This window comes from Stenotrophomonas sp. CFBP8980 (assembly GCF_034046095.1).
GTDB lineage: Bacteria > Pseudomonadota > Gammaproteobacteria > Xanthomonadales > Xanthomonadaceae > Stenotrophomonas > Stenotrophomonas lacuserhaii.
In genome coordinates this window covers 231,477-254,711 of sequence record NZ_JAXCXF010000002.1, presented here as the reverse complement: position 1 = coordinate 254,711, position 23,235 = coordinate 231,477, and the positions used below count along the sequence as shown (strand labels likewise).

The window sequence follows — 23,235 nt, the reverse complement described above, 5'->3', positions numbered from 1 at the left end:
CTGTAGCGCGCTGGCCGGCCCAGCGGTAGGGCCGGTCCGCCAGGGCGGGCGGTTACAATGGCCGCTGTCGAACTACAGCCAGGTTTTGCCCGATGTCCGCCACCCCCGCCTGCCCGCAATGCACGCTTGAAAACACCTATGCCGACGGCGCCCTGATGATCTGCGCCGACTGCGGCTTCGAGTGGACCGCCGAGGAAGGTGTCGGTTCCGGCGTGGTGGTACGGGACAGCAATGGCAACGTGCTGGCTGCCGGTGACACGGTCACGGTGATCAAGGACCTGAAGGTCAAGGGCTCGTCGATCCCGCTCAAGCAGGGCACGGTGATCCGCAACATCCGCCTGGTGGAAGACGATGCCGAGCATATCGAAGGCAACTCGGACAAGATCAAGGGCCTGGTGCTGAAGACCTGCTTCCTCAAGAAGGCCTGATGCCTCAGCGGCCCAGCCGGGCGCTGGCCTGCTGCCGCCGCCAGCGCTGCAGGCTGTCCAGCTTGTCCTGGTAACGTGACTCCAGGGCTGCACCGCCCAACGCCTGTGCGCGCGCCAGTTCGTCATTGGCGCGCTCCAGCTGGCCGGCCATCAGGTAGGCACGGGCGAGCGCGAAGTGGAACTGGTGTGCGCTGTCGTACAGACGCAGCGCACGCCGGTAAAAGGTGATGGCTGCATTGGCATCACCGGCGCGTTCGGCCTGGGTGCCGAGCACATACTGGAAGAACGGATCACTCTGCCGCACGCTGCGCAGGCGGGCCTGCAGGCGTGCCGCTTCGCTGGTTTCGCCCAGCCGCAACAAGAGGTTGCTCGCATTGGCCAGGCTGGCGGGGTTGCGCGGTGCGATGCGCAGCGCATCGGCGTAATGCTGCCGCGCAAGTGCCAGGTTGCCCTGGCGGGTTTCCAGGACGCCAAGGTTGTTCAGCGCCGAAGGGAAGTCGCTTGCCTGGCCCAACGCGGCGCCGTACCACGCACGCGCGCCTGCCACGTCACCGGCCTCCATCCGTTCGGCACCGCGGTTGTTGTAGAAGTGGGCAAGCGCCCGCGCATCACTGATCGGCCGCGGGCCGTCGCGGTCGTACAGCACGTTGCGGTCCAGGTCGACGGTGCCGCGGCGGCCGTTGAATTCGATGCCCGCGTTGACGTGACCGACGTTGTAGAGCACGCCGGCATCCTGGTACCACGACACCACCTGCGCCACTTCCTGCACCTGCGCCTGGATGCCGATATGGCGCGCCAGGGTGACGAACAGCAGGGTGAAGGACAGGCAGTTGGCGCGACGATGCAGCCATGTCTCTTCGATGGTGTAGGTCGCCCCGGCGTCGTACTGCAGGTCCATGCCATCGCGGTCGAAGATCATTTCCGCCAGTCGAAGCAACTGTGGTCCGCGGCCGCCGCCGGGATCGATGACGCGGGCCTGCAGCAGCGCGGACAGTGCTGGCGGGATGGCCGTCACTTCAGCCGGGGAGGGGGGCGGTACCGTCGGTGGCACGGCCTGCAACTGGGCGGAAGGGATCTCCACCCTTGGCTGGGCCATCGCCGGAGCGGCGGCCAGCGCGACCAGGGCAAGCATCACCACGGCGTGCAACGACAGGCGGCTCATCGCCATTCTCCGCAGGCGCGGCACGCGCCATTGGGCCGAGCATAGACCGGCCCATGCCCGCCGCCGCACCGCTGGTCGGACACATGCCGGTCATCCACAGCGGGTGTGGACCATGCGCGGAGAAAGCTGTGCATAAGTGGCGATGACGCTGTCGTTGCAGGGCGTGTGAAAGGGTGGTGAAAGATTGTCCAGTGCTTGCGTCGTGGCCGCCCGCTGGCACATCCTGAGCGGATGGAATTCCAGCCGATCATCCTGCCCGCCGGGCAGTGGGACGCCCTGCAGGCCAGCTATGCCGCACCCCCGCGGGCCTACCACCACTTCGGCCACGTGCGCGCCTTGCTTCAGCACGCGCAGTGGGCCGCTGCGCAGGCGCGGTGGCAACAGCCGCGCGAGGTCTACCTGGCCGTGCTGTACCACGATGCGATCTATGAAAGCGGGCGCAAGGACAACGAGGCGCGTTCGGCTGAGCTCGCTGCCGAAGCGATCGCACAGTGGCTGCCCGAACAGGACATCGACGTGGCGCGGGTGCGCGAACTGATCCTGCTGACCGCGCGCCACGGCAGCCTGCAGCCCGGCGACGTCGACAACGAGGCGGCGCTGTTCCTGGACTGCGACATGGCCATCCTCGGCGCGCCCGAAGCGGTGTTTGACGCCTACGACCGCGGCGTGGCCGAAGAGTACGCCGGCAGCGTGCCTGCGTTCCTGTACCGCGCCGGCCGTCGCCGCTTCCTGCGCAACCTGGCGCGGCAGCCACGCATCTACCTCAGCGATCTGTTCCACCAGCATTTCGACGCACCGGCACGGGCCAACCTGCTGCGGGTGGCCGGGCCCTGAGAGCGGCCGCTACACTGGCGGCCTGTCCTGTTGGCCTGATTGCGTGACTGATCCCGATCCCCGTCCGATACCGCCGGAAGCGCCCGGTCCGAATGAATGCTGCGGCAGTGGCTGCCCGTTGTGCGTGCTCGACCTGTACAGCGAAGCGCTGCAGAACTACCGGCAGGCGCTGGCGGCGTGGTTGCTGCGGCATCCGGAGGCAGGCGCGCCATGAACCGTGCACGCGACCCTCGCTGTGCCAGTGGCATTGCGATGGTGGCGTTGCTGCTGTTCGTGGCGACCGCCCTGTGGACCCAGTTCGCGCGCGCTGACCTTGACTGGGTCAACGCTACCCTGAGCCTGTATCTGCACGGACCCTGGGGGCTTGCGCTGCGCACGGCGTACTGCCTGCTGGCAGGGGCCATCGTGGTACTCGGGCTTTCCATGTACCGGCACCTGCGCGGTCCGCGCCGCAGTGGCGCAGCAGCGCTGCTGTTCGTGTGTGCCGGGCTGGGCCTGGCAGGCGTTGCGGTGGGGGACAGTTGGCTGCCCGAGCGGGCCCCGCTTGCGTGGCCGCTGGTGCACGGCCTTTCGGCGATGACCGCATTCCTGTGCGCCAGCGTGGCGATGCTGCTGCAGTCCTGGTACCTGCGCCGCGAACCCGGTTGGAGGCGCGCGGCGGCGGTGCTGTGGTGGTGGGCGTGGCTGGCCTTCGTGCTGTTGTGGCTGCACGTGCTGTGGCGTGGACCGCCGCGCGGGGCAGGGCAGAAACTGGTGATCGCGGTGATCGTCGGCTGGCTGCTGTGGTTGGCGTGGTCCAGCTGGCGCCACGCGCGCACCCCACGCTGAGCGGACGCCCATTCCGGCACACCCCCTTGGCGGCTGCCGGGCGTATCGTGGGCGCAGGTCAGGTCCCGGTGGAGTGGTGCATGCGGTTCAGTGGAAGATGCGCGCGCGCGCTGATGGCGTGGTGCGTGCTGGTGCCATGCGTAGCGGCTGGAGTGCCCGCGCAGCAGGCCAGCCATGGACGGTTCCAGCAGGTGCCGCTGGCACAGCCGCATGGCACGGTGCAGCGCGTGGTGCTGTGGTTCCACGCGGCCGGCAAAGCCGACGCCGCGCAGCGCGAACGCGATGCGCTGCGTGATGCCGGCGCGCTGGTGGTAGCGGTGGACCTGGGACAACTGAATAACGCGCTGCAGCGCGAAGGCAGTGGCCCGTGCGCGTTCGGTGCGGGCGACGTGGAGAATTTCTCGCGCTGGCTGCAGGCGTGGCTGCACCTGCCCGGTTATCGCCTGCCGCTGCTGGCCGGTGACGGCGAGGGCGCCCGGTTCGCCTATGTGCTGGCGGCGCAGGCGGGCGACGGGGTATTGGCAGGCCTGCTGACCACCGGCTTCCAGCCGGGTGTGGCACCGCAGCGGATGGCGTGCGGCGCCGGTATCGTCGATGGCACCCTCAAGCCCGTGCCGCTTGCGCTGCCCTGGCTGGCCGCCGATACCGGCGCGCAGTCGCGTGCCTTCCAGCAGACAATCGCTTCGGCACGCACCTTCCGCCGTACCGCTGGCGGCGATGCGCTGCCTGGCCTGCTGGCCGCGGCGCGGGTGCTGGGGGAAGCACCCGGCGTCAACGTGGCGCCTGCCCCGAAGGACCTCGATGGTCTGCCCGTGGTCGAGGTGCCTGCGACCGTCCCCGGCGATACGGTTGCCATCTTCGTCTCAGGCGACGGCGGCTGGGCGGGGCTGGACAAGGACGTTGCCGCAGCGTTGGCCGCGCAGGGCGTGTCGGTGGTCGGAGTGGACTCACTGCGCTACTTCTGGAGCGCCCGCACGCCGGCCGGCTTTGCCGCCGACCTGACCCGCATCGCCGACTATTACCGGCAGCGCTGGCAGCGCCCGAAACTGCTGTTGATCGGCTTTTCCCAAGGCGCCGATGTACTGCCGGCCAGCATCAACCGGCTGGCGCCGGCGCTGCGCGCGCAGGTGGAGCTGATCGCGCTGCTGTCGGTGGGGCGCACTGCGGACTTCGAGTTCCACGTCAGCAACTGGTTGGGCAGCAACGACGATGGCCTGCCGATCGCACCGGAGATCGCGCGCCTGCCCGCCGACAGGACCCTGTGTGTTTACGGGCAGAAGGACGCCGACGCCCTGTGCCCGGACCTGCCACCGGGCGTGCGCGTGCTGCCGTTGCCTGGCGACCACCATTTCAATGGTGACCACGACCGCCTCGCCCGGGAGATCCTCAATGCCGCTGCACGCTAGTGGCGGGGCTCGAGTGAGATCAGGCGGGTGGCATCGAGCAGCGCCGCCGGCAGGTGCACGCCACCGGGTGCAGCCAGGTAGCGCGGCCGCCACTGCGGGGCGAACTTGGATTTGAACCGACGCAGTCCGCTGAAACCATAGAAGCGCTCGCCGTGGCGTGCCACCAGCGTTGCCACGCGTGACCAGCGACCGGCCAGGCGATGGTTGGCCAGCCCGGACAGCGGTGCCATGCCCAGCGAGAATCGGATGTCGCCGCGCTCGCGTGCCCACAGGAACAGTTCGATGAACAGGAAGTCCATCGTGCCCTTCGGCGCATCGGGCAGGTGCCGCATCAGGTCGACCGACAGTTCGTGCCCTGCCGGTGCGTGCCACAGGTTGGCGAAGGCCACGATGCGGCCCTCCGCTTCCACCAGCGCCACCGGGAAACGTGCCAGATAAACGGGGTCGAAGCTGCCCAGCGAAAAGCCTTTTTCTTCGCCGGCCTTGTCGTCCAGCCAGGCACTGGAAACCGCCGACAGTTCGGGCATCAGGGCCGGCACCTCGTCGGCTGCGGCCACGCGGAAGTTCAGTCCGCTGCGTTTGCCCCGGTTCCAGGCTTGCCGCAGGTCGGCTCGGTCGCGCCCTTCCAGGGTGAACTCCTGCAGCGGCACCATCGCCTCTTCGCCCAGTTTGACCAACCCCAGCCCCAGGTCGAGATAGGTCTGCCAGTAGGCTTCGCCGACCTGATAGAAGACCGGCCGCAGGCCAAGGCGATCCGCTTCTTCGCGGAAGCGCCAGATCAGCGTCCGGGCCACGTCCGGTGGCCCCACCGGGTCGCCCATCGCGATCAGCGAGCCGCCATGCCGCTGCATCATCACAAAGCCCAGCCCAGCCTCGTCGCGCAGCACGGCCTTGTCGGCGGTGAGCACCAGGCAGGCCTGGGTATCGCGTGCGGCCGCCAGTACGGGCGCCAGCGCCTGCAGGGTGGCCTCGTCGGCCGCCGGCAGCGGGCCGCGGGTGCTGTGCAGCAACCGGCCGATGCCGAAGATCGCCACGGCCATCGCCACCACCAGCAGCGCGCGCAAGGCACGTGGTGCGTTGCCGGACAGCGCGAACTGCCACCACAGTTCGTTCTGGTATTCCACATGGCTGTAGACGAAGAACAACAGCCACACCACCGCCACCAGCACCAGGCCCAGGTTGCGCAGCCACGGCCACGACCATGCCTGGTCCAGCAGCGCGCCTTCGCGGTAGAACTCGCGGCGCGCGGTCCACAGCGCTACGGCCACCAGCAGCGCGGCTACCGCGATCAGCACCTGCCCACCGCGCAGCCAGATCGGCAGCGGCGCGGCGATGCAGATCACCAGCGCCAGCACCCAGGCGGCGTGGCTGCGGCGTGACAGGCCTTGGCCGATCAGCAGCAGCACCACGCCGGCCAGGCTGCCGAGCAGGTGCGAGGTTTCCAGCAGCGGCAGCGAGGCCGTGTGCAGGTGCCGATGCGGCGCCGGCAGCGTGCCGTCCACGATCAGCGCGGCGCCGACACTGAACACCGCCAGCGCCACGATGTGCGGCAGCCACGGGCGCAGCGCGTTCCAGCCAGCGCGGGTGGCACCGGCGCTGGCACGCAGCGGGCGGCGCAGCGCCGGCGCGGTGGCCAGCAGCGTGGCCAGCAGCAGCGGCAGCACGTAGTAGGTAACGCGGTAGACCAGTGCGGCGGCCAGCACCGCACCGGGTGCCACCTGCGGCAGCAGCTTCAGCAGGCTCCATTCGAACACGCCCAGTCCGGCCGGCACGGTGGAGACCAGCCCGGCCAGCACCGCCACCAGGTACATGCCGACGAAGCCGGGCAGGCCGGTGGGCGTGGAATCGGGCAGCAGCACGTACAGCGCGGCAGCGGCGAGCACCAGTTCGACCACGCTGAGCGCGGTCACCGCCAGCATGGTGCGACGATCGGGCAGCCACAGTGCATGGCCGAACACGGAGAACGTGCGGCCTTCGTGGCCCACTGCCAGGATGGCCCCGGCATAGCCCAGCCATAGCGCCGCGCCGACCGTCTGCAAGGCGCCGACCTGCAGCGGCAATGCAAGGGCGGCTGCGGCCGGTTCCAGGCACAACGCGGCGCCAAGCAGTACCCAGGCGCCGAACACGAAGCCCAGTGTGCTCATCAGCACCACCTGGCCGATCTGCGCCAGGTCCAGCCCCGCGCTGCGATAACCGCGCAATCGCACGGCGCCACCGGTAAGCGCAGCGAAGCCGACCGTCTGCCCCAGCGCATGGGCGAGGAAGGCGGTGATGCCGATCCGTGCCGGATGCACGTGCACGCCGCTGCGGCGCAGCCCGATCGCATCGAAGCCGACCAGGCACGCGTAACTGGCCAGCCCCAGCAGCACGGCGAGCAGCAGTTGCCCTGTGCCGAGATCACGGAACGCCTGGCGTACCGCGCGGTAGCCATGTTCGTCGAAGGCGCCGGCCAGTCCGTGCAGCGCCACTGCCAGCACCAGCAGCGGAAACACCACGGTCAGCAGCCGCTTGACGCGTTGGCGGGCCGGAGAGGCGAGCGGGGCGGATTCAGTCATGGAAGGAAAGTGGACCCGCACGGGCGATGGGCGCGTCAACGGCGCGAAGCTGCGCATCGTGCGCCCGTGCCGGGGGTTTGGCTAGAGGCGGGCGGTTGCGCTGTTGCACTGCCGTTGGCCATCACCACAAGGCGGTCGCGGTGGGCCAGAATGGGGCTTGTCCACAGAAAGAGGAGCACGCCCGTGTTGGAGCGTTTCGATGTTGGTCCGCGCATGTCCGAGATGACCATCCACAACAAGGTCGCCTACCTGTCGGGGCAGATTCCCGAGGACACCAGCCAGGACATCACCGGGCAGACCCGGCAGGTGCTGGAAGAGATCGACAAGCTGCTGGTGCTGGCGGCCAGTGACAAGCAGCACGTGCTGCGGGCGGAGATTTTCCTGGCCGACATGGCCGACTTCGATGGCATGAATGCGGCGTGGGACGAATGGGTGGTGGCGGGCATGACGCCGGCGCGTGCGACGGTGGAAGCCAAGCTGGCGCATGCAGAGTGGAAGGTCGAGATCGTGGTGACCGCCGCGGTTCCTTGATCGGGTTTTGATGTGTTGCCGGGCTGCGCCCGGCACCTGCTCTTCAAGCAACGGCAACGGCAACGGCAAGAGCCTGCAGGGCTGTTGCGTTGGCGGGGCGGGGTGGGTTCGTGGGAATCGCCGCAAGTACGCCCATGTAGGCTCGCCATCCGCATCCATGCGGATGAGCGTTCCCACGAACCCACCCCGCCCCACCTTCGACAGGTCCATGGGGGCCATGGGCCCTTCGGTAGCGCCGACCCATGGTCGGCGGAGGGTGGGAGGAATGGGGTCTGATGGTTCACGCCGACCATGGGTATCCCGGTCGTCCTGACCGGCACCCTGCGGGCCGTCGCAAGCGACGTTGGCAGCGGCTCCTGCCGCTGCCTTCGGCGCTACCGCTTTTCTCTCTTTTTTTACGCGGGTGGCGGCCACCGGAACCTGTCAGGGGCCGGGCGGGGAGGCTATGCGGGGCCTTGAGCGGCAGGAGCCGCGAAGAGCTACATGGACGTACTTGCGCGTGCCCCGCATAGCCTCCCCGCCCGGGCCACCCCCATCCCCAGTTCCAGCTTTCAAGCCACCCGCGAGGGGGGCTCACCCGTTCGACCCACCAGATCGATGCAGTCCACCGGACACGGCGGGATACACAACTCACACCCCGTGCAAAGATCGGCAATCACCGTGTGCATGTACTTGGCCCCGCCGACGATCGCATCCACCGGGCAGGCCTGGATGCACTTGGTGCAGCCTATGCAGTCGGCTTCCACGATCACCGCCACCTGCGCTGGCTTGTGCTCGCCGCGGCTGCGGTCATACGGCCGCGCCGGCACGCCCAGCACGTGCGCCAACGCGCGCGCACCGGCATCACCGCCCGGTGGGCAGCGCTCCACGCCGGCTTCGCGGCGGGCCATCGCCGCGGCGTAGGGGCGGCAGCCGTCGAACCCGCACTGGCCGCATTGGGTCTGCGGCAACAGGCGGTCCAGCCGCTCCACCAGCGGGGGAGGCATCAGGCTCATGCGGGGCGATGGCGGCGCAGGGGAATCATCGTTCCAGTGGTTTTCCGCGATACCAGCGGTCGTGGGCGAGGGCGAGCATCGGCGCGTCCTCGCAACTGTCACCGTAAGCATGGATGCGCGTGTAACGGGATAGATCGAAGCGCTGCCGGATGTGCTGAGCCTTGCGGGGGCCGCAGTCACCGCCGGCATAACGGCCGGTCAAACGGCCCTCGCGGTTTTCCAGTTGGTTGCAGATCAACTGAAGTCCCAACTGGTCGCACCAGGGCCGCAGGTACAGATCAAGCGACGCCGACACGATGGCTACGGTGTGCCCCTGCGCCTGGTGCCAGCGGATCTGCTCAAGCATTTCCGGGCGCATCATCTCCGGCAACGCATCGCGTGCGTAGCCGGCGGCCAGCAGCGCGATGTCATCGGCGTGGCGGCCACTGAACACCAGCGCGGTGACGCGGGCGCGGATGCGCTCGGCGCTGATCAGCCGCAGGCGGAAAGCGCCCAGCCAGGGCCCCACCAACCACCAGGCGCGCGCCCGTTGTTCGGGTGTAGCCACCCGCCGCAGGAAGCGGCGGTAGCTGTCGGCCGTGGTGACGGTATGGTCGAAGTCGAACAGCGCCAGCTCCATCGCACCCTCCGGCGTGGCCAGTTGCAGGTCAGCGGACCGGCATGCCTGGCAGCGCGGCACTGTCGGCATCCAGCAGTGCCAGGGCACCGCCGTCGAAACCGGCCGACAGGATCATCCCTTCGCTCAGGCCGAAGCGCATCTTGCGCGGCGCCAGGTTGGCGATGAACACCACGCTGCGGCCGACCAGCTTTTCCGGTTCGCCGTAACTGGCGCGGATACCGGAAAAGATCTGCCGGGTGCCCAGCTCGCCGGCATCCAGTTCAAAGCGCAGCAGCTTGTCCGAGCCCTCCACGAATTCGCAGGCCAGCACCTTGCCGATGCGCAGGTCCAGTTTGGCGAAGTCGTCGATGCCGATGTATGCCGGCGCGGCGTCGCCCTGCGCCGCGCTCATGGCAGCAGCAGGCTTGGCTTCGGCCTTGGCGGCAGGTGCGGCAGCGGCAACAGGGGCAGCGGCGATCGGCTGCAGGGTGTCCTTGGAGGCGTCGGTCATGGCGTCGATTTTCTTCGGGTCGATTCGGGTGAACAGCGCAACGTAGTCGTTGATGCGATGCGCCAGCAGCGGCTGCGCCAGTGCGGTCCAGTCGCTGACCGGTGCGGCCAGGAAGGCTTCGGCCTGCGCCGAGGTGGCAGGCAACACCGGCTTGAGCGCGGTGACCAGCACCCGGAACAGGTTCAGGCCCTGGGTGCACACCGACTGCAGCTGCGCATCGGCGCCTTCCTGCTTGGCGATCACCCACGGCTTTACGTCGTCGATGTAGCGGTTGGCTTCGTCGGCCAGCGCCATCGTCTGGCGGATGGCGGCGGCCGGATCGTTGCGCTCGTAGGCTTCGCGGATCGGCGCGAGGGCCTCGACGAAACGCTGGTACTGCGCCGGGTCGGGCAGCTGCGCGGCCAGCTGGCCATCGAAGCGTTTGCTGATGAAGCCGGCGCAGCGGCTGGCCAGGTTGACGAACTTGCCCACCAGGTCGGCGTTGACGCGGGCGATGAAGTCGCCCAGGTTCAGGTCGAGATCGTCCACCCCGCCGGAGGATTTGGCGGCGTAGTAGTAACGCAGCGCTTCCGGTTCCAGCCCGGCATCCAGGAACGTCCGCGCCATCACGAAGGTGCCGCGTGACTTGCTCATCTTCGCCCCGTCCACGGTCAGGTAGCCGTTGACGTGCAGTCGGGTTGGCGCGCGGTGGCCGGTGGCATGCAGCACCGCCGGCCAGAACAGGCCGTGGAAATTGACGATGTCCTTGCCGATGAAGTGGTGCAGTTCGGTGGAGGTGCCGGCGCGCAGGTGCGATTCGAAATCCACGCCGGTCTTCGCGCACAGCGTCTGGAAGCTGGACAGGTAGCCGATCGGTGCATCCAGCCACACATACAGGAATTTGCCCGGGTGGCCGGGGATCTCGAAGCCGAAGTACGGCGCATCGCGCGAGATGTCCCACGCGCGCAGGCCGCCATCGGCGTTCATCCATTCCATCAGCTTGGCCTTGACCCCGGGCAGGGCGACATCGCCGCCCAGCCAGTCGCGCAGGAAGCCTTCGAACTTGCCCACTTCGAAGAAGAAATGCTCCGAATCGCGCACTTCCGGGGTCGCCCCGGAGATCACCGATTTCGGCTCCTTCAGGTCGGTCGGGCTGTAGGTGGCGCCGCAGACTTCGCAGTTGTCGCCGTACTGGTCGGCGCTGCCACAGTTCGGGCAGATGCCCTTGATGTAGCGGTCCGGCAGGAACATGCCCTTGGCCGGGTCGTAGAACTGCGCGACCGAGCGGCGGCTGACGTGGCCTTCCGCTTCCAGCTTCAAATAGAACGATTCGGTCAGCGCCTTGTTGGCAGTCGAGTTGGTCGAATCGTAGTGGTCGAAGTCGACCCCGAAGGCGGCGAAATCGCGCTCGTGGCCGGCCTGGATGCCGGCGATGAACACTTCCGGGGTCAGTCCGGCCTTTTCGGCGGCCAGCATGATCGGGGTGCCATGGGTGTCGTCGGCACAGACGAACCAGGTGGTCCCGCCGCTCATTCGCCGCGCACGCACCCAGATATCAGCCTGGATGTAGCCCACCAGGTGGCCCAGGTGCAGCGGGCCGTTGGCGTAGGGCAGGGCGGTGGTGACGAGCGCGGTACGGGTCATGGTCACGGCGTGCAGCGAGGGGAATCCCGGATTATCGCACAAGGGGGTCGGATGGCCTTCCAGAAAAGGGCGATCCGACCTCCGTGACCGCCTGCGCTTACTCGCGCTGCCAGGTCTGGGCGCGGCAGATGAACGCCACGCAGCCGGACACGTCCAGGCGGGTGCCACCGGGCTGCAGTTTCATCTTGGATTTGTAGGTCTTGCCGTTGGCCGGGTCCAGGATGGTGCCGCCGGACCAGCTGGCGGTGCCGTCGGACTTCAGGTTCCAGAGGATGGTCATGCCACGCACGGGCTTGTCCTTGTTGGTGCCGCTGCAGTCGCTGCAGACCGGGTTCGGCCCCTTGTCCGATTGCAGGATGTCGACCACCTTCCCGCTCAGCGTGCCGTTGCCCGCCTGGGTGATCTCCACGATCGACTTCACCTTGCCGGTCTTGTCATCGATGGTCTTCCAGCGGCCCACCGCCGAATCGGCGGCGTTCGCTGAAAGCGCGGCCACGCACAGCGGCAGCGCCAGCAGCAGGGTCTTGAAGGTCTTGCGCATGGTCCCCTCCCAGGGCTTTGGTTCAACGCCGGCGCGGGTGCCGGCCTGTGCCGACTGTATACCCATCCGGGTAGGTATGGTGCAAGGGCCCGGTGGTGACGGCCGCTGGCCGCCAACCCGCAGATGCTGACGGCCAGCGCCCGTCACTACCGGGTCTCGTACAGCTCCAGCGGCAGGTCATCCGGATCGGCGAAGAAGGTGAAGCGGCGGCCGGTGTACTCGTCCACGCGGATCGGCTCGCACTTCACGCCGTGCCGGGCGAGGTGCGCGATGAACGGTTCCAGCGCCTCCAGCCGGAAGGCCAGATGGCGCAGCCCCTGCGCCTCGGGCCGGCTGGGGCGCGGCGGCGGGTTGGGGAAGGAGAACAGCTCCAGCTGGCTGCCATCGGGCAAGGCCAGGTCGAGTTTCCAGGAGTCGCGTGCGGCCCGGTGATGCTCGGCCAGTACCACCAGGCCCAGCACATCGACATAGAACGTGCGCGAACGCGCATAGTCGGCGCAGATCAGCGCGACGTGGTGAATGCCTTGCAGGCCGTGGGACATGGGGCGTGCACCTGGGAAGGCTGGCCATGATCTCAGATCAGGCCTCTGGACGCAGCCGCCACCCCGTTGCCAGAAGGACGAAAAGCGAAAGCCGCTGGACGCTGGGGGAGGCAGCCTAGGGTCTCCTCCGATCGCAGAGAACCGTTATGACCGCCATTACCGATGACCCGGTGAGATACACGTCGTTTCTTTCGGTCAAACTGGCGGCCAAGCCGCCTGTAAAGAATGCGCTGCCGTCCATGCTGGCGGTCAGCAATCCACCGTCCGAACAACGCGCTTTGCTCCAGAAGCGCACGCTGGAGCCAGCGCCGGCTGTACCCGGTTCGCCACATGCATCGGCTGCGCCATCGGCGAATGCAGCGGCGGATGCCGGTGACTGGAAGGACTTCGTCAGTCATCTACAGCAACAGGGCACGGTGCCCGGCGCAGGACGCGCGGATCCTGACCAGGGCGTCATGAGGACGTCGAACGTCAAGGTGAAGCAGATGCTGGCGTATCTTGGCAATCAACCGTCGGCAACGCGTGCCGGTGTCGACCCGTTGGTTCGCCCAGCGCCCGCGACAGTGGCTGCGGGAGCTGGCTCGGCTCCGGTCTCGCCAGCGACCGGCGTGTCGACCCATGCAGCAGCCGATGCCGGTGACTGGAAGGACTACGTCGGTCATCTGCAGCAACAGGGCAAGGTACCTGGCGCGGGACGCGCCGATCCTGACCAGGGCGTGGTGAGGCCGTCCACCATCAGAGTGACGCAGATGCTCGCGTATTTTCGCAACCAGCCGCCAGCAACGCCTGCTGATATGGCGAAGGTGGTGAGCCCGCCAGCGCCGGCGGCGGCCATGGATGTTGCAGCGGCCGCGGAGCCGGCAACCGTGCCATCGATGTCGCTGCTGCAGGATGACGAACCGGTGTCCGCCGATGATCCGTGGAACGTGACCGAGCCTCTGGAGCAGATGGAGCAGATGGAGCAGATGGAGCACCAGCACCGTGCCGCCGGAATAGGGGCCGGGGTGATCGACCCGCAGCCGCTGGAAGAAGATCGCACCATGGACGGAGAACCCGGCGTGCTGGCTGACGCGCAGCGTCCGCGCGGCACTGAGCTTCCGATGATCCACGAGGAGCACGACGAGGATCCGTTCCACCCGTCCGAACTGTTCGGGACGATGCCGCGCACAGAACTGGACAGGCTTCGCAGGGAAGCGATGCTGCGCGGAAACGCAGCGCTTGAAGAGGAGGATGCCGAGCAGGTGATGAGTCCGCAGGGGCGCCGGGGAACCGTGAGATTTGACGAGATCGAAACCAGCCGGCTGCTTGAGGTTGACGCCGAGTCGGGCGAGTCGGTATCAGTGACAGACGCGTTCTTCCTGACCAAAGAGCACGATGGGAAATGGGGGCGGAGTCAGTCCAAGCAGTCGATATCGCCGGAGCGGGTCAGCGACAACGCAGGCACCGGCCCACGCCTGGCCGCGTTCGCACCGCCGCGCGTCCCGACTACTGCCGATGAGAGCGGCTTCGTCGTACATTCTGCGTTCCACGAAGATCGGTATGACCAGCCGGCCCACGCCGAGATCGGTGAAACCTTCTGGGCCGACCTCGGTCGGGACGACGAGCCGGCCGAGCCAGGCGTAGGCGAGGCGTTCCTTCAGCTGCAGCAGCTGCAAGAGCTGCATCGCAAGTTGGAAGCCGCCCTGCGCCACAACCAGCAATTGAAAGAGGAGGTCGGCGTCTACTTCTGACCTTTGGCCTGTGCCGGATCCCGTGCCCTGCGGCAGCGGGATCCGGCCCCATCAGCGGCCGGGTTGCGCCTGCCAGCGGCTCATCCGCTGTTCCAGGATGTCCAGCGGCATGGAGCCGTCCTTCAACAGCTCTGCATGGAAGGCGCGCAGGTCGAAGGCGCCGCCCTGCGCCTGCCGGGCGCGGTCGCGCAGCTCCACGATCTTCGCCTCGCCCAGTACGTTGGACAGCGCTTGTCCGGGCTGGGCCATCATCCGTTCCACTTCGGCGTTGGCATCGTCGACGGCCATGCCGGTGTTCTGTTCCAGATACTCCACCGCGCGCTTCTTGTTCCAGCCCTGTGCGTGGATCCCGGTATCGGCCACCACCCGTGCCGCGCGGGTCAGCGCCGCGTGCAGGTAGCCGATGTGGTCGTAAGGATCGGCGTAAAGACCCAGCGGCTCGCCCAGCGATTCGGCATACAGGCCCCAGCCTTCAACGAAGGCCAGATCGCCGCCCAGACGACGGAAACGTGGCAGCTTTTCGATTTCCTGCTGCAGTCCCAGCTGCGCGTGATGGCCCGGCACGGCTTCATGCAGGTACAGCATGGGCACGCTCCAGCGCTTGCGTGCGGGCAGGTTGCTGGTGTTCACCGACAGCACCGCGGGGCGGCTGCCATTGACGCCGGGCTGGTAGGACGCCGCAGCCGAGGAAGCGGCGCGCTCGGCTTCGACTGGCTGGATCTCCAGCGCGGCCTTGGGCAGGGTCTGCAGCACGCTGGGTAGTTTCGCGGCCACCTGTTGCTGCACCTGCCGGTAGCGGCCCAGCAGCGCATTGGCATCGCTGTACTGGAACTGCCTGTCGCTGCGCATGCGCTGCAGCAGCTTGGCTTCGCTGCCGCGCAGCTTGTTGTCCTTCATCACCGCGGCGATCTGTGCATGCAGGGCCTGTGCCCGCTGTTCGCCCCAGGCATGCAGCTGAGCCGGGTCCTGGGCGGTGGCGGTGGCTTGGCGCAGCGTGCCGGCATACCACGCCGCGCCATTGGGCAATGCGCCCAGGCCCGCGGTTTCGCGCGTGGCCGGCAGGTATTCGGTGGCGATGAAACCACGCAGCGCGCGGTAAGCGGGCATGATGCGGTACTCGATCATGCGCTTGTAATCGGCGCTGATGCGGGTTTTCTCTTCGGCCGGGATGGTGTCCGGCATGGTCCGGATCGGCGTCCAGAAGATGCTTTCTTCGGCAGTCGGCTTGATCACCGCATCCAGCTGCGGCAGCACTTTTTCCATCAGGTCGCGCGGCTGCACCACACCGGCGGCCATGCCCTGCCGCATGTTCGCGGTGGCCTGTTCGAACAGGGCCGGGATGCCCAGCGAACGCTTTGACCAGTCGTCGTAGTCCTTGACCGTATTGAACGGCTGCGCCCCCGCGCCGGCGCCGAGGATGGCCATGATGCTGCCCAGGTTGTAGTACTGGCTGATCGGCAGCATCCACGAGGGGTACTGCTCGGCCGCCAGCGATGCCCTGGCGTCGCGGACGAAGATCTCATAGCTCAGCAGATCCTGCCCCTGCAGGCCGCTGCTGCCGATCTTTTCCACCTTGCCCAGCCATTGCGTAGTGAAGTCATGCGACTGCTGGCGCCAGGCCGCAGACAGGATATTCGGTAGCTCGCCGTTGTAACGCGCGTCCCCCTGGAACGTGGCCTGCAGGGGATTGAGCCGCATCGAGGCGTCCCAGTACTCGTCGTACAGGCGCTCCAGCTGGGTCGCCTTGCTGGCCGGTGCAGCCGCGGCCTGCCGGCTGGCCGCAGCGGCCGGGCGTGCACGCGGCCTGGCCTTGGGCTTGGTCGCCTGGCGGGTCTGCGCCGCCGCAGGGCGGGTGGCTTTCTTCTTGGCGGCTTCGGCCGGCGGCGCGGCGCTGAACAGCATCAACGAGGCAAGTGCGACTGCCAGGGCGCGGGCAAGCTGGGGCATCGGACATTTCCGTGGAACACAGACCGTGGAGCTTGCACGATCTAGACGCATACGGCCAGCATCGAGCGCGCAGTCAGGAAACGCCGCGTTGTCGCTCAGTCAGCTGCCGCGTCGGCCCGTAGCTGTTGTGCCCGGTCCGCACCCAGGTATTGCGTGATCGCATGCCGCATCAGGTACAGCAAGGGAATGAGGGCAATGGCGAAGCCCATTTTGTAAACGTAATTGACACTGCTGACTGCCAGGAACAGCGAGGTCGGCCACTGTTGCGGCCCCAGCACGAAGGCGATCCAGATCACCACGAAGCTGTCGATCAGCTGTGACACGGCCGTTGATCCGGTGGCCCGCAGCCAGACATGGCGTTCGCCGGTCACGCGACGGATGCGGTGGAACACCGCTACATCGATCAGCTGGCCCACCATGAAAGCGACCAGTGAGCCGGCGATGGTCCACATACCCTGGCCGAAAACCACGGCAAACGCCGCCTGGTAGTCCGGCACGCCCTGCGCGCTCATCGAGCCGACCCACCAGCCGGCCGGTGCCAGCGAGATCGCCGCGTAGGCGAACAGGAAGCCGTAGCAGATCAGGACCGCCGCCAGCCACGAAATGAAGCGCACGCCGCGCTTGCCGAAGAACTCGTTGATGGTGTCGGTCATGACGAACACCACCGGCCACAGCAACGTGCCGGCGGTGAAGCTGAGCGAGCCGGTCTGGCCGAACAGGTTCCAGTCCAGCGGTGCGATGCCGAAGGTGTCTTCCAGCGCGAAGATCTTCACCCCGATCAGCTCGGCCAGCACCGCGTTGGCGCAGAAGAACGCGGCCAGCGCGATGAACAGCAGGACCGCACGGTCGTGCAGCGGCCGCGCGCTCATCAGCCGCGTTCGCCGGCGCGGGTGAACGGCACGGTTTCCGGCGCGACGGCACCGCCGGAGATGATGAAGCTCATCGCCTGGTCCACGGTCCAGTCGGTCGGCGTCAGCAGTTCCACCGGCACGATCTCCAGGTAACCGGAGGTCGGATTGGGCGTGGTCGGCACGTACACCGCGGCTAGCTCGCGGCCGGTGCCCTGTTCGCGGATGACCCGGGTGACCAGGCCCACCGCCTTCATGTCACGGTGCGGGAAGTCGATCAGCACCACGCGCTGGGTGGTGCCCGGCTCGGTCTGCAGCATGTCCAGCAGCTTCTTGGCACTGTCATAGATGATGCTGGCCAGCGGAATTCGTTTGATCACCGCGCCGACCCAGCGCAGCAGGCGCTGGCCGACCACCCGGCGGCTCAGCACGCCCACGGCCAGGATCACCAGCAGGGTGGCCAGCAGCGCCACCACGTTCTGGATCCATTCGACGTGGACCCAGCCCAGGTAGTGCGGGAACCGTGTGGCGATGGGTTCGGACATCGCCACCACCAGCGGACTGGAGATGCCGGACAGCAGCACGAAGACGAACTTCACCACGACCCAGGTCAGCCAGATCGGCAGCAGGGTCAGCAGGCCGGTCAGGAACAGCCGCTGCAGGGAAGGGCGGGGGGTGAGAGTGGGAGCTGGGAGTGACATCGGCGCATTGTAGCGGTCGCGTGCCGCCGGTTAGGCTCTGCTGTGTCATAGGACGTGGCAGGGAGGTGGGTTGCGATGGTGTCGAGGATGGCAAAGGGGGTGAAGTGGTCGGTGGTCAGCGTGCTGGGCGTGCTGGCGGCGGCGGTGCTGCTGTGGTGTGCATCGCATTTCTGGCCGATGCCCGACAACCAGCGCCGCGCGTTGGCGCTGATGCGCACGCAGGTCCCGGTCGAAGGCCGCAACGGCTATGCGTTGTTGTGGATGCTGGACTTCGATGGCATGGACGACCGCTCCCGCGCGTCGGCGATGGCGGTGGACGCCGCGCGCTGGCAGGTTGATCCGGACCTGGCCGGCGGCGTGCGGATGAGTGCCGAAGGCGATCATCCACGCGCGGCCTATCCACAAGGACGCCACTGCAGCGGGCCCACCGGCACCTGTCTGCAGCAGGTGCGCACCGATCCGCAGCGTTTCGCCCAGGCCCACGCCGGGCATGCAGGCCTGCACGCGCGCGTGGCGCAGGCGGCGGCATCCGGGCACTTCACAAGCCCATGGGACAGCCAGGTCGCCGCGATCATGCTCCCGTTCCCGGCGTTGAATGGAATGACCGATCCGGTCACCGCGCACGCATTGGCCCATGTCCAGGGCGATACCGCCGGTGCCTTGCAGGGTCTGTGCAGCGGCCTCCTCGCTGGCCGCCGTCTGCTGTCCGGCAGCGATACACTGCTTGCCAGCAGTGTCGGCATGGCCATGGTGGAACTCAATGGTGGCGTGCTGGGCGAGGTGCTGGCCGAACTGCCGCGCGACGCCTCGCTTCCCGCTGCCTGCAGCGCGGCGCTGCGGCCGATGACGGCGGCCGAAACCAGCCTGTGCCGACCGCTGCAGGGCGAGATGCGCTACGCCGACATGGCGATGCATTACTCTGCGCGATCGCCGGGTTCAGTGCTTGTGCTGGATCCCGAGCGCTCCCTTGCGCGCATCGCCACGGCGCATGCATGGGCGTGCGACCCCGCACAGCAGCAGCGATTGGGCGAGGACAGGCAGATCGAGACGCCCACGCCGGCCACGCGCGGCTTTGACTGCGTAGCCAACCTGGCAGGTTGCGCGATGAGTGATATCCCCGCGCAGCTTTACCTGCGCTATGCCGACCGCAGCCAGGACGCCGCCGCGATGGTGCGGCTGCTGGCGGCGCAGCAGTGGCTGCGCACGCGGTCGGATTCACCCGCCGATGCGCTGGCCAGGCTGCCGGTGGCGCTACGTTCGGCAACCCGCGCTCCCCATGCGGATGCCGAGGGGCGCTGGCTTCAAGTCGCGCGGCGTGACACCTCGCGCTCGCCCGACGACCGCCTGCTGAGGGTGCCGCTGCGCTGGGATCCAGAACCCTCACGGCAAGCTGCGAAGTGAGGCGGACCCTGCGCAGGTGTCAGCCTGTGGCGAGCACCACCGTCCACTCTGCTTCCAACGGTTTATCCTCCCCCACGCTGCGCGGCAGCAGGGTGACGGTCTCGCGATCTTCGGCAGACAGCGCCTGGTAGAGCAGGTCGCTGTCATTGAGTGGCTCGCCACTGAAATAGATCTGCGTCACCAGGCGATCATGCTGGCCGCGGATGTCGAAGTGGATGTGCCGCGTGCGAAACTGATCCGGGCCGGTCCCGATGGGATACGCTCCGGGGACGATGGTCAGGAAGCGGAACCTCCCCTCCGCGTCGGTTTCCTGTCGACCAAACCCCTGGAACGCAGGGTCAAGCGGCGCAGCCTCGTTGGCGTCGGTGGCATGCGCGTAGCGCCCGTGGGTGTTGGCCTGCCACATCTCGATCCAGGCGCCTGCCACCGGCTGGCCCAGGGTGTCGACGACGCGTCCACGCAGGTCGATCCGGGTGCCCTGCGCAACGCCCGGCTGTCCATCGACGCGGGTAAGGTCCGCGTCCTCGTCCAGCGGTCGCTGGATGGGATAGTACGGACCCATGATGTCCTCCACGGTGATCCGGCGTTGCTGCTGCGCGGCGGCGGTGGTGGTGAACAGGGCGGTGGCCGCCCACCCGGCGGCCTGCAGGGCGTGGCGTCTGCTGATCGTTGCTGACATTTCGTTTCTCCGATGAAGATCGGCGCACCGCATGTGCGCCGCACTTCATCATCGATATGCCGCGATGCGGTGCCGTGTGCTCCATCTCGGTATAAGCACAAGCGTTCGATTCGGCGGTACTCGCCTCAATCGACAATTGCGCCGCCGCGCGCCTGCGGCTTGAGCCGGATGTAGACCTGCTTGCGCACGCGTGCGATCACCTCTCCGGAAGCATCCAGTACGTCGTTGCTGTACCAGCGCAGTTGCTTGCTGCCATCGGCAGCGGCCGAGCGGATTTCCGCGAGCATTGCGTCATCGATGCGGAAGGTCGCACGTACCGTCCCGCGGCCGGGTTTCAGGAATTCGATCTCGCCGGCGCGATCCCAGACGTAGTAGTCGCGGCCCAGGTTGTTCATCAGCCCCAGCATCCAGAACGGATCGGTCATCGCGAACAGGCTGCCGCCGAAATGGGTGCCGACATAGTTCCGGTTCCACGGACGCATGCGCAGTTCGACGACGATGTTGCGGTAATCCGGCGACACCCGGGTTACGTGGATGCCGGCGAACAGGAAGGGCGGCCACAGATTGATGCCGTGGCGGAACAGGCTGGCTTTCATGGTGGACCGGCGCCGAAGTGGGGAGGCCAGTGTAACCATGCGGGTGCGTATGGAAAAGTCTGATGGGGAGGGCGGGGTTTCAGCCCTCATCCAGTACATAGCCGTCGCGGCCATTCGCCTTGGCCCGATGCAGTGCGGCGCCTGCGCCGGCCACGAACGCCTGCACGGACAGTTCCGGGTCCGGCACCCGGCAGAATGCGCCGATGCTGAGGGTCACCTTCGAGGCGGCCGGATCGGTCGCGGCAGAGGCAAGCCGACGTACATCGCCGATCAGGTCTTCGGCCACCTGGCGGGCACCGCCCGGCGCGGTATCGGGAAGGATCATCGCCAACGTATCGCCGCCAAGGCGGGCAGCAGTGTCGCGTGGCCGGCGGGCATGGGCGGCCACTACGCGGGCTGCCGCGACCAGCATCTGCTCGCCGGCCTGATGATCGGGCCGGAGGAAGTTGCCCATGCCGTGCTGAACCTCGATCAGCACGACGGTGAGCGGACTGCGCGCGCGTTGCCCGGCCTCGTGCTCCTGCTGCAGGGCGTGGTCGAAGCGCTGTCGTTTCCCCAGGCCGGTGAGCGGGTCCAGCCCGGCCCGTCGACGCCAGCCGGCGATCGACCACGCGGCGACTGCCACGATGCAGGCAAGCGCCACGACCCACGCGGCCGCGGGCGCCCACCACAGGTTGCCGGACCGCAACAATCCCAGTGCAAGCAGCAAGGGCAGGACCAGCCCGACCGCCACGCCCACCACGGTTGCGGTGCGTCCGCCACAGACCCCAAGCACGCACAGCGCCACCACCAGCGCACTGATGCCGTCCTGCCAGGGCCCTGCCATGACCTGCAGCGTGCGAGACTGCAGCAGCATCGAGGCCACGTGGGCCTGGAATTCGGTTGCGCTGATCCCGGATCCACGGGCGCCTGGGGGCCGCAGTCGCGGCGCGATGGCGGCGGCAGGTCCCACCAGAATGCGCCGGCCGTGCAGCAGGGAAGGCGCTATCCGGCCTTCCAGCACCTCGACATAGGACAGCTGTGGTACGCCCGGTGGGCCGGCGTAGCGAAGGCGGACGTAGTCGTCGCCGACCCATTGGAAAGGCGCGGCGTGCTGTTGCCGAACCGGCAGGCCCTTCTTGCGCTCGGGCAGGTCGGCAAGTGCGACGCCCAGCGCTGGCCAATGGGCTGATCCGATGCCGGCATGCAGGAAAATACCGCGTGCCACCCCATCGGCGTCGACGTGCACCTCTGCGTGGCCCAGCGCGGCCGCATTGGCGGTCATCCGTGCAATGGGTAGCCGTTCTTCGGCCAACCGGCCGTCGCGGGCCGGTACCGCCAGCACCGGCAACACCACCTGGCCGTTGCGCGCGATCGCCGCCGCCAGGGCGGCGTCGGCGCCCGCATGACGGTCAGGTTCGGACAACGGCAGGTCCAGCAGCACCCGCTTGCTGCCGGCCTGGGTCAGCCGGTCCAACAGGCGCGCGTGCACGCTGCGGGGCCAGGGCCACGGGCCGATCTGCTGCAGGCTTGCCTCATCGATGGCGACGATCAGCAGGCTGGGGTCGGCTGGGTAGCTCCAGCGGGCGACGTAGTGATCGAAGATCGCCTCGTCCACTGCGCCCAGCCATCGGCCATGGCTGGCGGCAGCAGCGGCCAGCCCGGCAGGCAGCGCCAGCAGCAGCCGATAGCGCCAGGCCAGCGGCTGCCGCTTCATCGCCGCCGCCAGCCGCATGGGGTTACCCCTTCAGCAATCACGCGATCCTCCCCCGGGAAAGATCGGTGGAGCGATGCCCTCGGCCGGCTGGCCGGGTTTCATTCCCCCGAATGAACCGTGACGTCTAGGACGCCACCGGATCAGTATCGCGTGCCGGCCGCAGGCCGGTTCTGAACGTATTTACCTTCAGAACAGCAGCGCGGCCATCTTCCGCCGGTACTGGCTGACCAGCGCCGGGTCGGTGATCACGTTGAAGGCATCGATCAGCGCTTTGCGAGGCAGGCCGTCATCGAAACTGCGATCCACCCGCAGCATCTCCAGGAACTGCTCCAGTGCGGCCGCGTCTTCGCCTGCCAGCAGCAACTGCACGCCGCGCAGGTGGCGGGCGGCGAGGTCGCCGCCATCGGCTGCGATGCGCGCTTCCAGGGCTTCCGGGGCCGGCGCATCCTTCAGCGCCGAAGCGAACGAAAGGCGGGCGCGGGCGCGCACGGCGCGGTCATCGGTGGCCAGGTTGGCCGGCAGTCCATCGATCAGGGTGCGGGCTTCGTCCACCCCGCCGATCTGCAGCAGGGCGACGGCCAGGTCCAGACGCAGCTCGTCCTTGCCCGGTTCGGCCGCGATCTGCGCGCGAAGCACGTCGACCTGCGCCTGCGCATCCAGCGGCTCCGGCTCGGCTTCGGCCAACGGCTCGGCCGGGGCGATGCCGTGCTGGGCCAGGAACTCACGCAACTGGCCTTCGGTCACTGCGCCGGGGAAACCATCCACCAGCTGGCCGCCCTTGACCAGGAACACGGTCGGCACCGAACGGATCTGGAACGCCGCGGCGATCTGCTGTTCCTTGTCCACGTCCACCTTGGCCAGCTGGAAGGCACCGTTGTATTCACCGGCCAGCTTTTCCAGCAGCGGTCCGAGGGTCTTGCAGGGCTCGCACCAGGCCGCCCAGAAATCGACCAGTACCGGCGTCTGCAGGGACTTCTGCAGCACTTCGGCTTCGAAGGTTTCGGTGACAGCGTCGAATACGTTCGGCAGTTCGCTCATGGAAACTCTGGATCTACGGCGGGAGATCGATTCTATGGTGGCGGA

The 23,235-nt window shown here is 67.7% G+C and carries 22 protein-coding genes; 8 read left to right on the top strand and 14 right to left on the bottom strand.

Features of this window, described 5'->3' with window-relative positions; translation table 11 throughout:
- Nucleotides 1–92 precede the first annotated feature (92 nt).
- Nucleotides 93–428 (top strand): zinc ribbon domain-containing protein YjdM, encoded by a 336-nt coding sequence (locus SOM47_RS07175; RefSeq protein ID WP_042615086.1) that lies wholly within the window; start codon nt 93–95, stop codon nt 426–428.
- A 4-nt stretch (nt 429–432) separates the two neighbouring features.
- Here the strand turns inward: SOM47_RS07175 and SOM47_RS07170 are convergent, their stop codons facing one another.
- The gene (locus SOM47_RS07170) at nt 433–1,590 is read right to left on the bottom strand and encodes a tetratricopeptide repeat protein (protein ID WP_320505195.1); all 1,158 of its coding nucleotides are present in this window, start codon (nt 1,588–1,590) and stop codon (nt 433–435) included.
- Between the two features lie 231 nt (nt 1,591–1,821).
- Here SOM47_RS07170 and SOM47_RS07165 point away from each other — a divergent pair, with 231 nt between their 5' ends.
- The 4 genes from SOM47_RS07165 to SOM47_RS07150 all read left to right on the top strand — a co-directional run bounded on the left by SOM47_RS07165 (nt 1,822) and on the right by SOM47_RS07150 (nt 4,658).
- Nucleotides 1,822–2,424 carry an HD domain-containing protein gene (locus SOM47_RS07165; RefSeq protein WP_320505318.1) on the top strand — a complete coding sequence of 201 codons (603 nt, stop codon included), beginning with the start codon at nt 1,822–1,824 and terminating at the stop codon, nt 2,422–2,424.
- A 43-nt stretch (nt 2,425–2,467) separates the two neighbouring features.
- The gene (locus SOM47_RS07160) at nt 2,468–2,638 is read left to right on the top strand and encodes an oxidoreductase-like domain-containing protein (protein WP_192083205.1); all 171 of its coding nucleotides are present in this window, start codon (nt 2,468–2,470) and stop codon (nt 2,636–2,638) included.
- Complete coding sequence (locus SOM47_RS07155; RefSeq protein ID WP_320505194.1) at nt 2,635–3,252, top strand: DUF998 domain-containing protein; 618 nt, start codon at nt 2,635–2,637, stop codon at nt 3,250–3,252. Before SOM47_RS07160 ends, SOM47_RS07155 begins: the two co-directional genes overlap by 4 nt.
- Nucleotides 3,253–3,332: 80 nt before the next feature.
- Entirely contained in the window at nt 3,333–4,658 is a 1,326-nt protein-coding gene (locus SOM47_RS07150; RefSeq protein ID WP_414715774.1) for a virulence factor family protein, read from the top strand.
- Here the strand turns inward: SOM47_RS07150 and mprF are convergent.
- A complete protein-coding gene (gene mprF, locus SOM47_RS07145; protein ID WP_320505193.1) occupies nt 4,655–7,213 on the bottom strand; it encodes a bifunctional lysylphosphatidylglycerol flippase/synthetase MprF in 2,559 nt (852 codons plus the stop codon). The genes SOM47_RS07150 and mprF overlap by 4 nt on opposite strands.
- 183 nt (nt 7,214–7,396) lie before the next feature.
- Between mprF and SOM47_RS07140 the strand changes: the two genes are divergently transcribed.
- Complete coding sequence (locus SOM47_RS07140) at nt 7,397–7,744, top strand: RidA family protein (RefSeq protein WP_042615079.1); 348 nt, start codon at nt 7,397–7,399, stop codon at nt 7,742–7,744.
- A 551-nt stretch (nt 7,745–8,295) separates the two neighbouring features.
- Here the strand turns inward: SOM47_RS07140 and rnfB are convergent.
- The 5 genes from rnfB to gloA2 form a co-directional block, all read right to left on the bottom strand.
- Entirely contained in the window at nt 8,296–8,739 is a 444-nt protein-coding gene (gene rnfB / locus SOM47_RS07135; protein WP_320505192.1) for an Rnf electron transport complex subunit RnfB, read from the bottom strand.
- A gap of 25 nt (nt 8,740–8,764) precedes the next feature.
- Nucleotides 8,765–9,358: an HAD family hydrolase gene (locus SOM47_RS07130; protein WP_320505191.1), complete on the bottom strand. Its 594-nt coding sequence runs from the start codon at nt 9,356–9,358 to the stop codon at nt 8,765–8,767.
- Between the two features lie 28 nt (nt 9,359–9,386).
- A complete protein-coding gene (metG, locus tag SOM47_RS07125; protein ID WP_320505190.1) occupies nt 9,387–11,471 on the bottom strand; it encodes a methionine--tRNA ligase in 2,085 nt (694 codons plus the stop codon).
- A 97-nt stretch (nt 11,472–11,568) separates the two neighbouring features.
- Nucleotides 11,569–12,012 carry a DUF2147 domain-containing protein gene (locus SOM47_RS07120; RefSeq protein WP_042612224.1) on the bottom strand — a complete coding sequence of 148 codons (444 nt, stop codon included), beginning with the start codon at nt 12,010–12,012 and terminating at the stop codon, nt 11,569–11,571.
- A gap of 146 nt (nt 12,013–12,158) precedes the next feature.
- Nucleotides 12,159–12,554: an SMU1112c/YaeR family gloxylase I-like metalloprotein gene (gene gloA2 / locus SOM47_RS07115; protein WP_320505189.1), complete on the bottom strand. Its 396-nt coding sequence runs from the start codon at nt 12,552–12,554 to the stop codon at nt 12,159–12,161.
- A 146-nt stretch (nt 12,555–12,700) separates the two neighbouring features.
- On the opposite strand from gloA2, the gene SOM47_RS07110 reads away from it, so the two are divergent.
- On the top strand, nt 12,701–14,284 hold the full coding sequence (locus SOM47_RS07110; RefSeq protein WP_320505188.1) for a hypothetical protein: 1,584 nt from the start codon (nt 12,701–12,703) through the stop codon (nt 14,282–14,284).
- 51 nt (nt 14,285–14,335) lie between these two features.
- Here SOM47_RS07110 and SOM47_RS07105 read toward each other — a convergent pair whose 3' ends face one another.
- The 3 genes from SOM47_RS07105 to SOM47_RS07095 form a co-directional block, all read right to left on the bottom strand.
- The gene (locus tag SOM47_RS07105) at nt 14,336–16,231 is read right to left on the bottom strand and encodes a DUF885 domain-containing protein (RefSeq protein WP_320505187.1); all 1,896 of its coding nucleotides are present in this window, start codon (nt 16,229–16,231) and stop codon (nt 14,336–14,338) included.
- 95 nt (nt 16,232–16,326) lie between these two features.
- Entirely contained in the window at nt 16,327–17,100 is a 774-nt protein-coding gene (locus SOM47_RS07100; protein WP_320505186.1) for a queuosine precursor transporter, read from the bottom strand.
- Nucleotides 17,100–17,780, bottom strand: a complete 681-nt coding sequence (locus SOM47_RS07095; protein ID WP_042612229.1) for a DUF502 domain-containing protein — start codon at nt 17,778–17,780, stop codon at nt 17,100–17,102. Before SOM47_RS07095 ends, SOM47_RS07100 begins: the two co-directional genes overlap by 1 nt.
- Nucleotides 17,781–17,867: 87 nt before the next feature.
- Here SOM47_RS07095 and SOM47_RS07090 point away from each other — a divergent pair, with 87 nt between their 5' ends.
- Nucleotides 17,868–19,181, top strand: a complete 1,314-nt coding sequence (locus SOM47_RS07090; protein WP_320505185.1) for a hypothetical protein — start codon at nt 17,868–17,870, stop codon at nt 19,179–19,181.
- 19 nt (nt 19,182–19,200) lie between these two features.
- Here the strand turns inward: SOM47_RS07090 and SOM47_RS07085 are convergent, their stop codons facing one another.
- The 4 genes from SOM47_RS07085 to trxA all read right to left on the bottom strand — a co-directional run bounded on the left by SOM47_RS07085 (nt 19,201) and on the right by trxA (nt 23,190).
- The gene (locus SOM47_RS07085; protein ID WP_320505184.1) at nt 19,201–19,860 is read right to left on the bottom strand and encodes a dioxygenase family protein; all 660 of its coding nucleotides are present in this window, start codon (nt 19,858–19,860) and stop codon (nt 19,201–19,203) included.
- Between the two features lie 125 nt (nt 19,861–19,985).
- A complete protein-coding gene (locus SOM47_RS07080; protein ID WP_320505183.1) occupies nt 19,986–20,456 on the bottom strand; it encodes a DUF4442 domain-containing protein in 471 nt (156 codons plus the stop codon).
- 79 nt (nt 20,457–20,535) lie between these two features.
- A complete protein-coding gene (locus SOM47_RS07075; protein ID WP_320505182.1) occupies nt 20,536–22,170 on the bottom strand; it encodes a CHASE2 domain-containing protein in 1,635 nt (544 codons plus the stop codon).
- Nucleotides 22,171–22,338: 168 nt separating this feature from the next.
- Nucleotides 22,339–23,190, bottom strand: coding sequence for a thioredoxin (gene trxA / locus SOM47_RS07070; protein ID WP_320505181.1), 852 nt, complete (start codon nt 23,188–23,190; stop codon nt 22,339–22,341).
- Nucleotides 23,191–23,235: the final 45 nt, after the last annotated feature.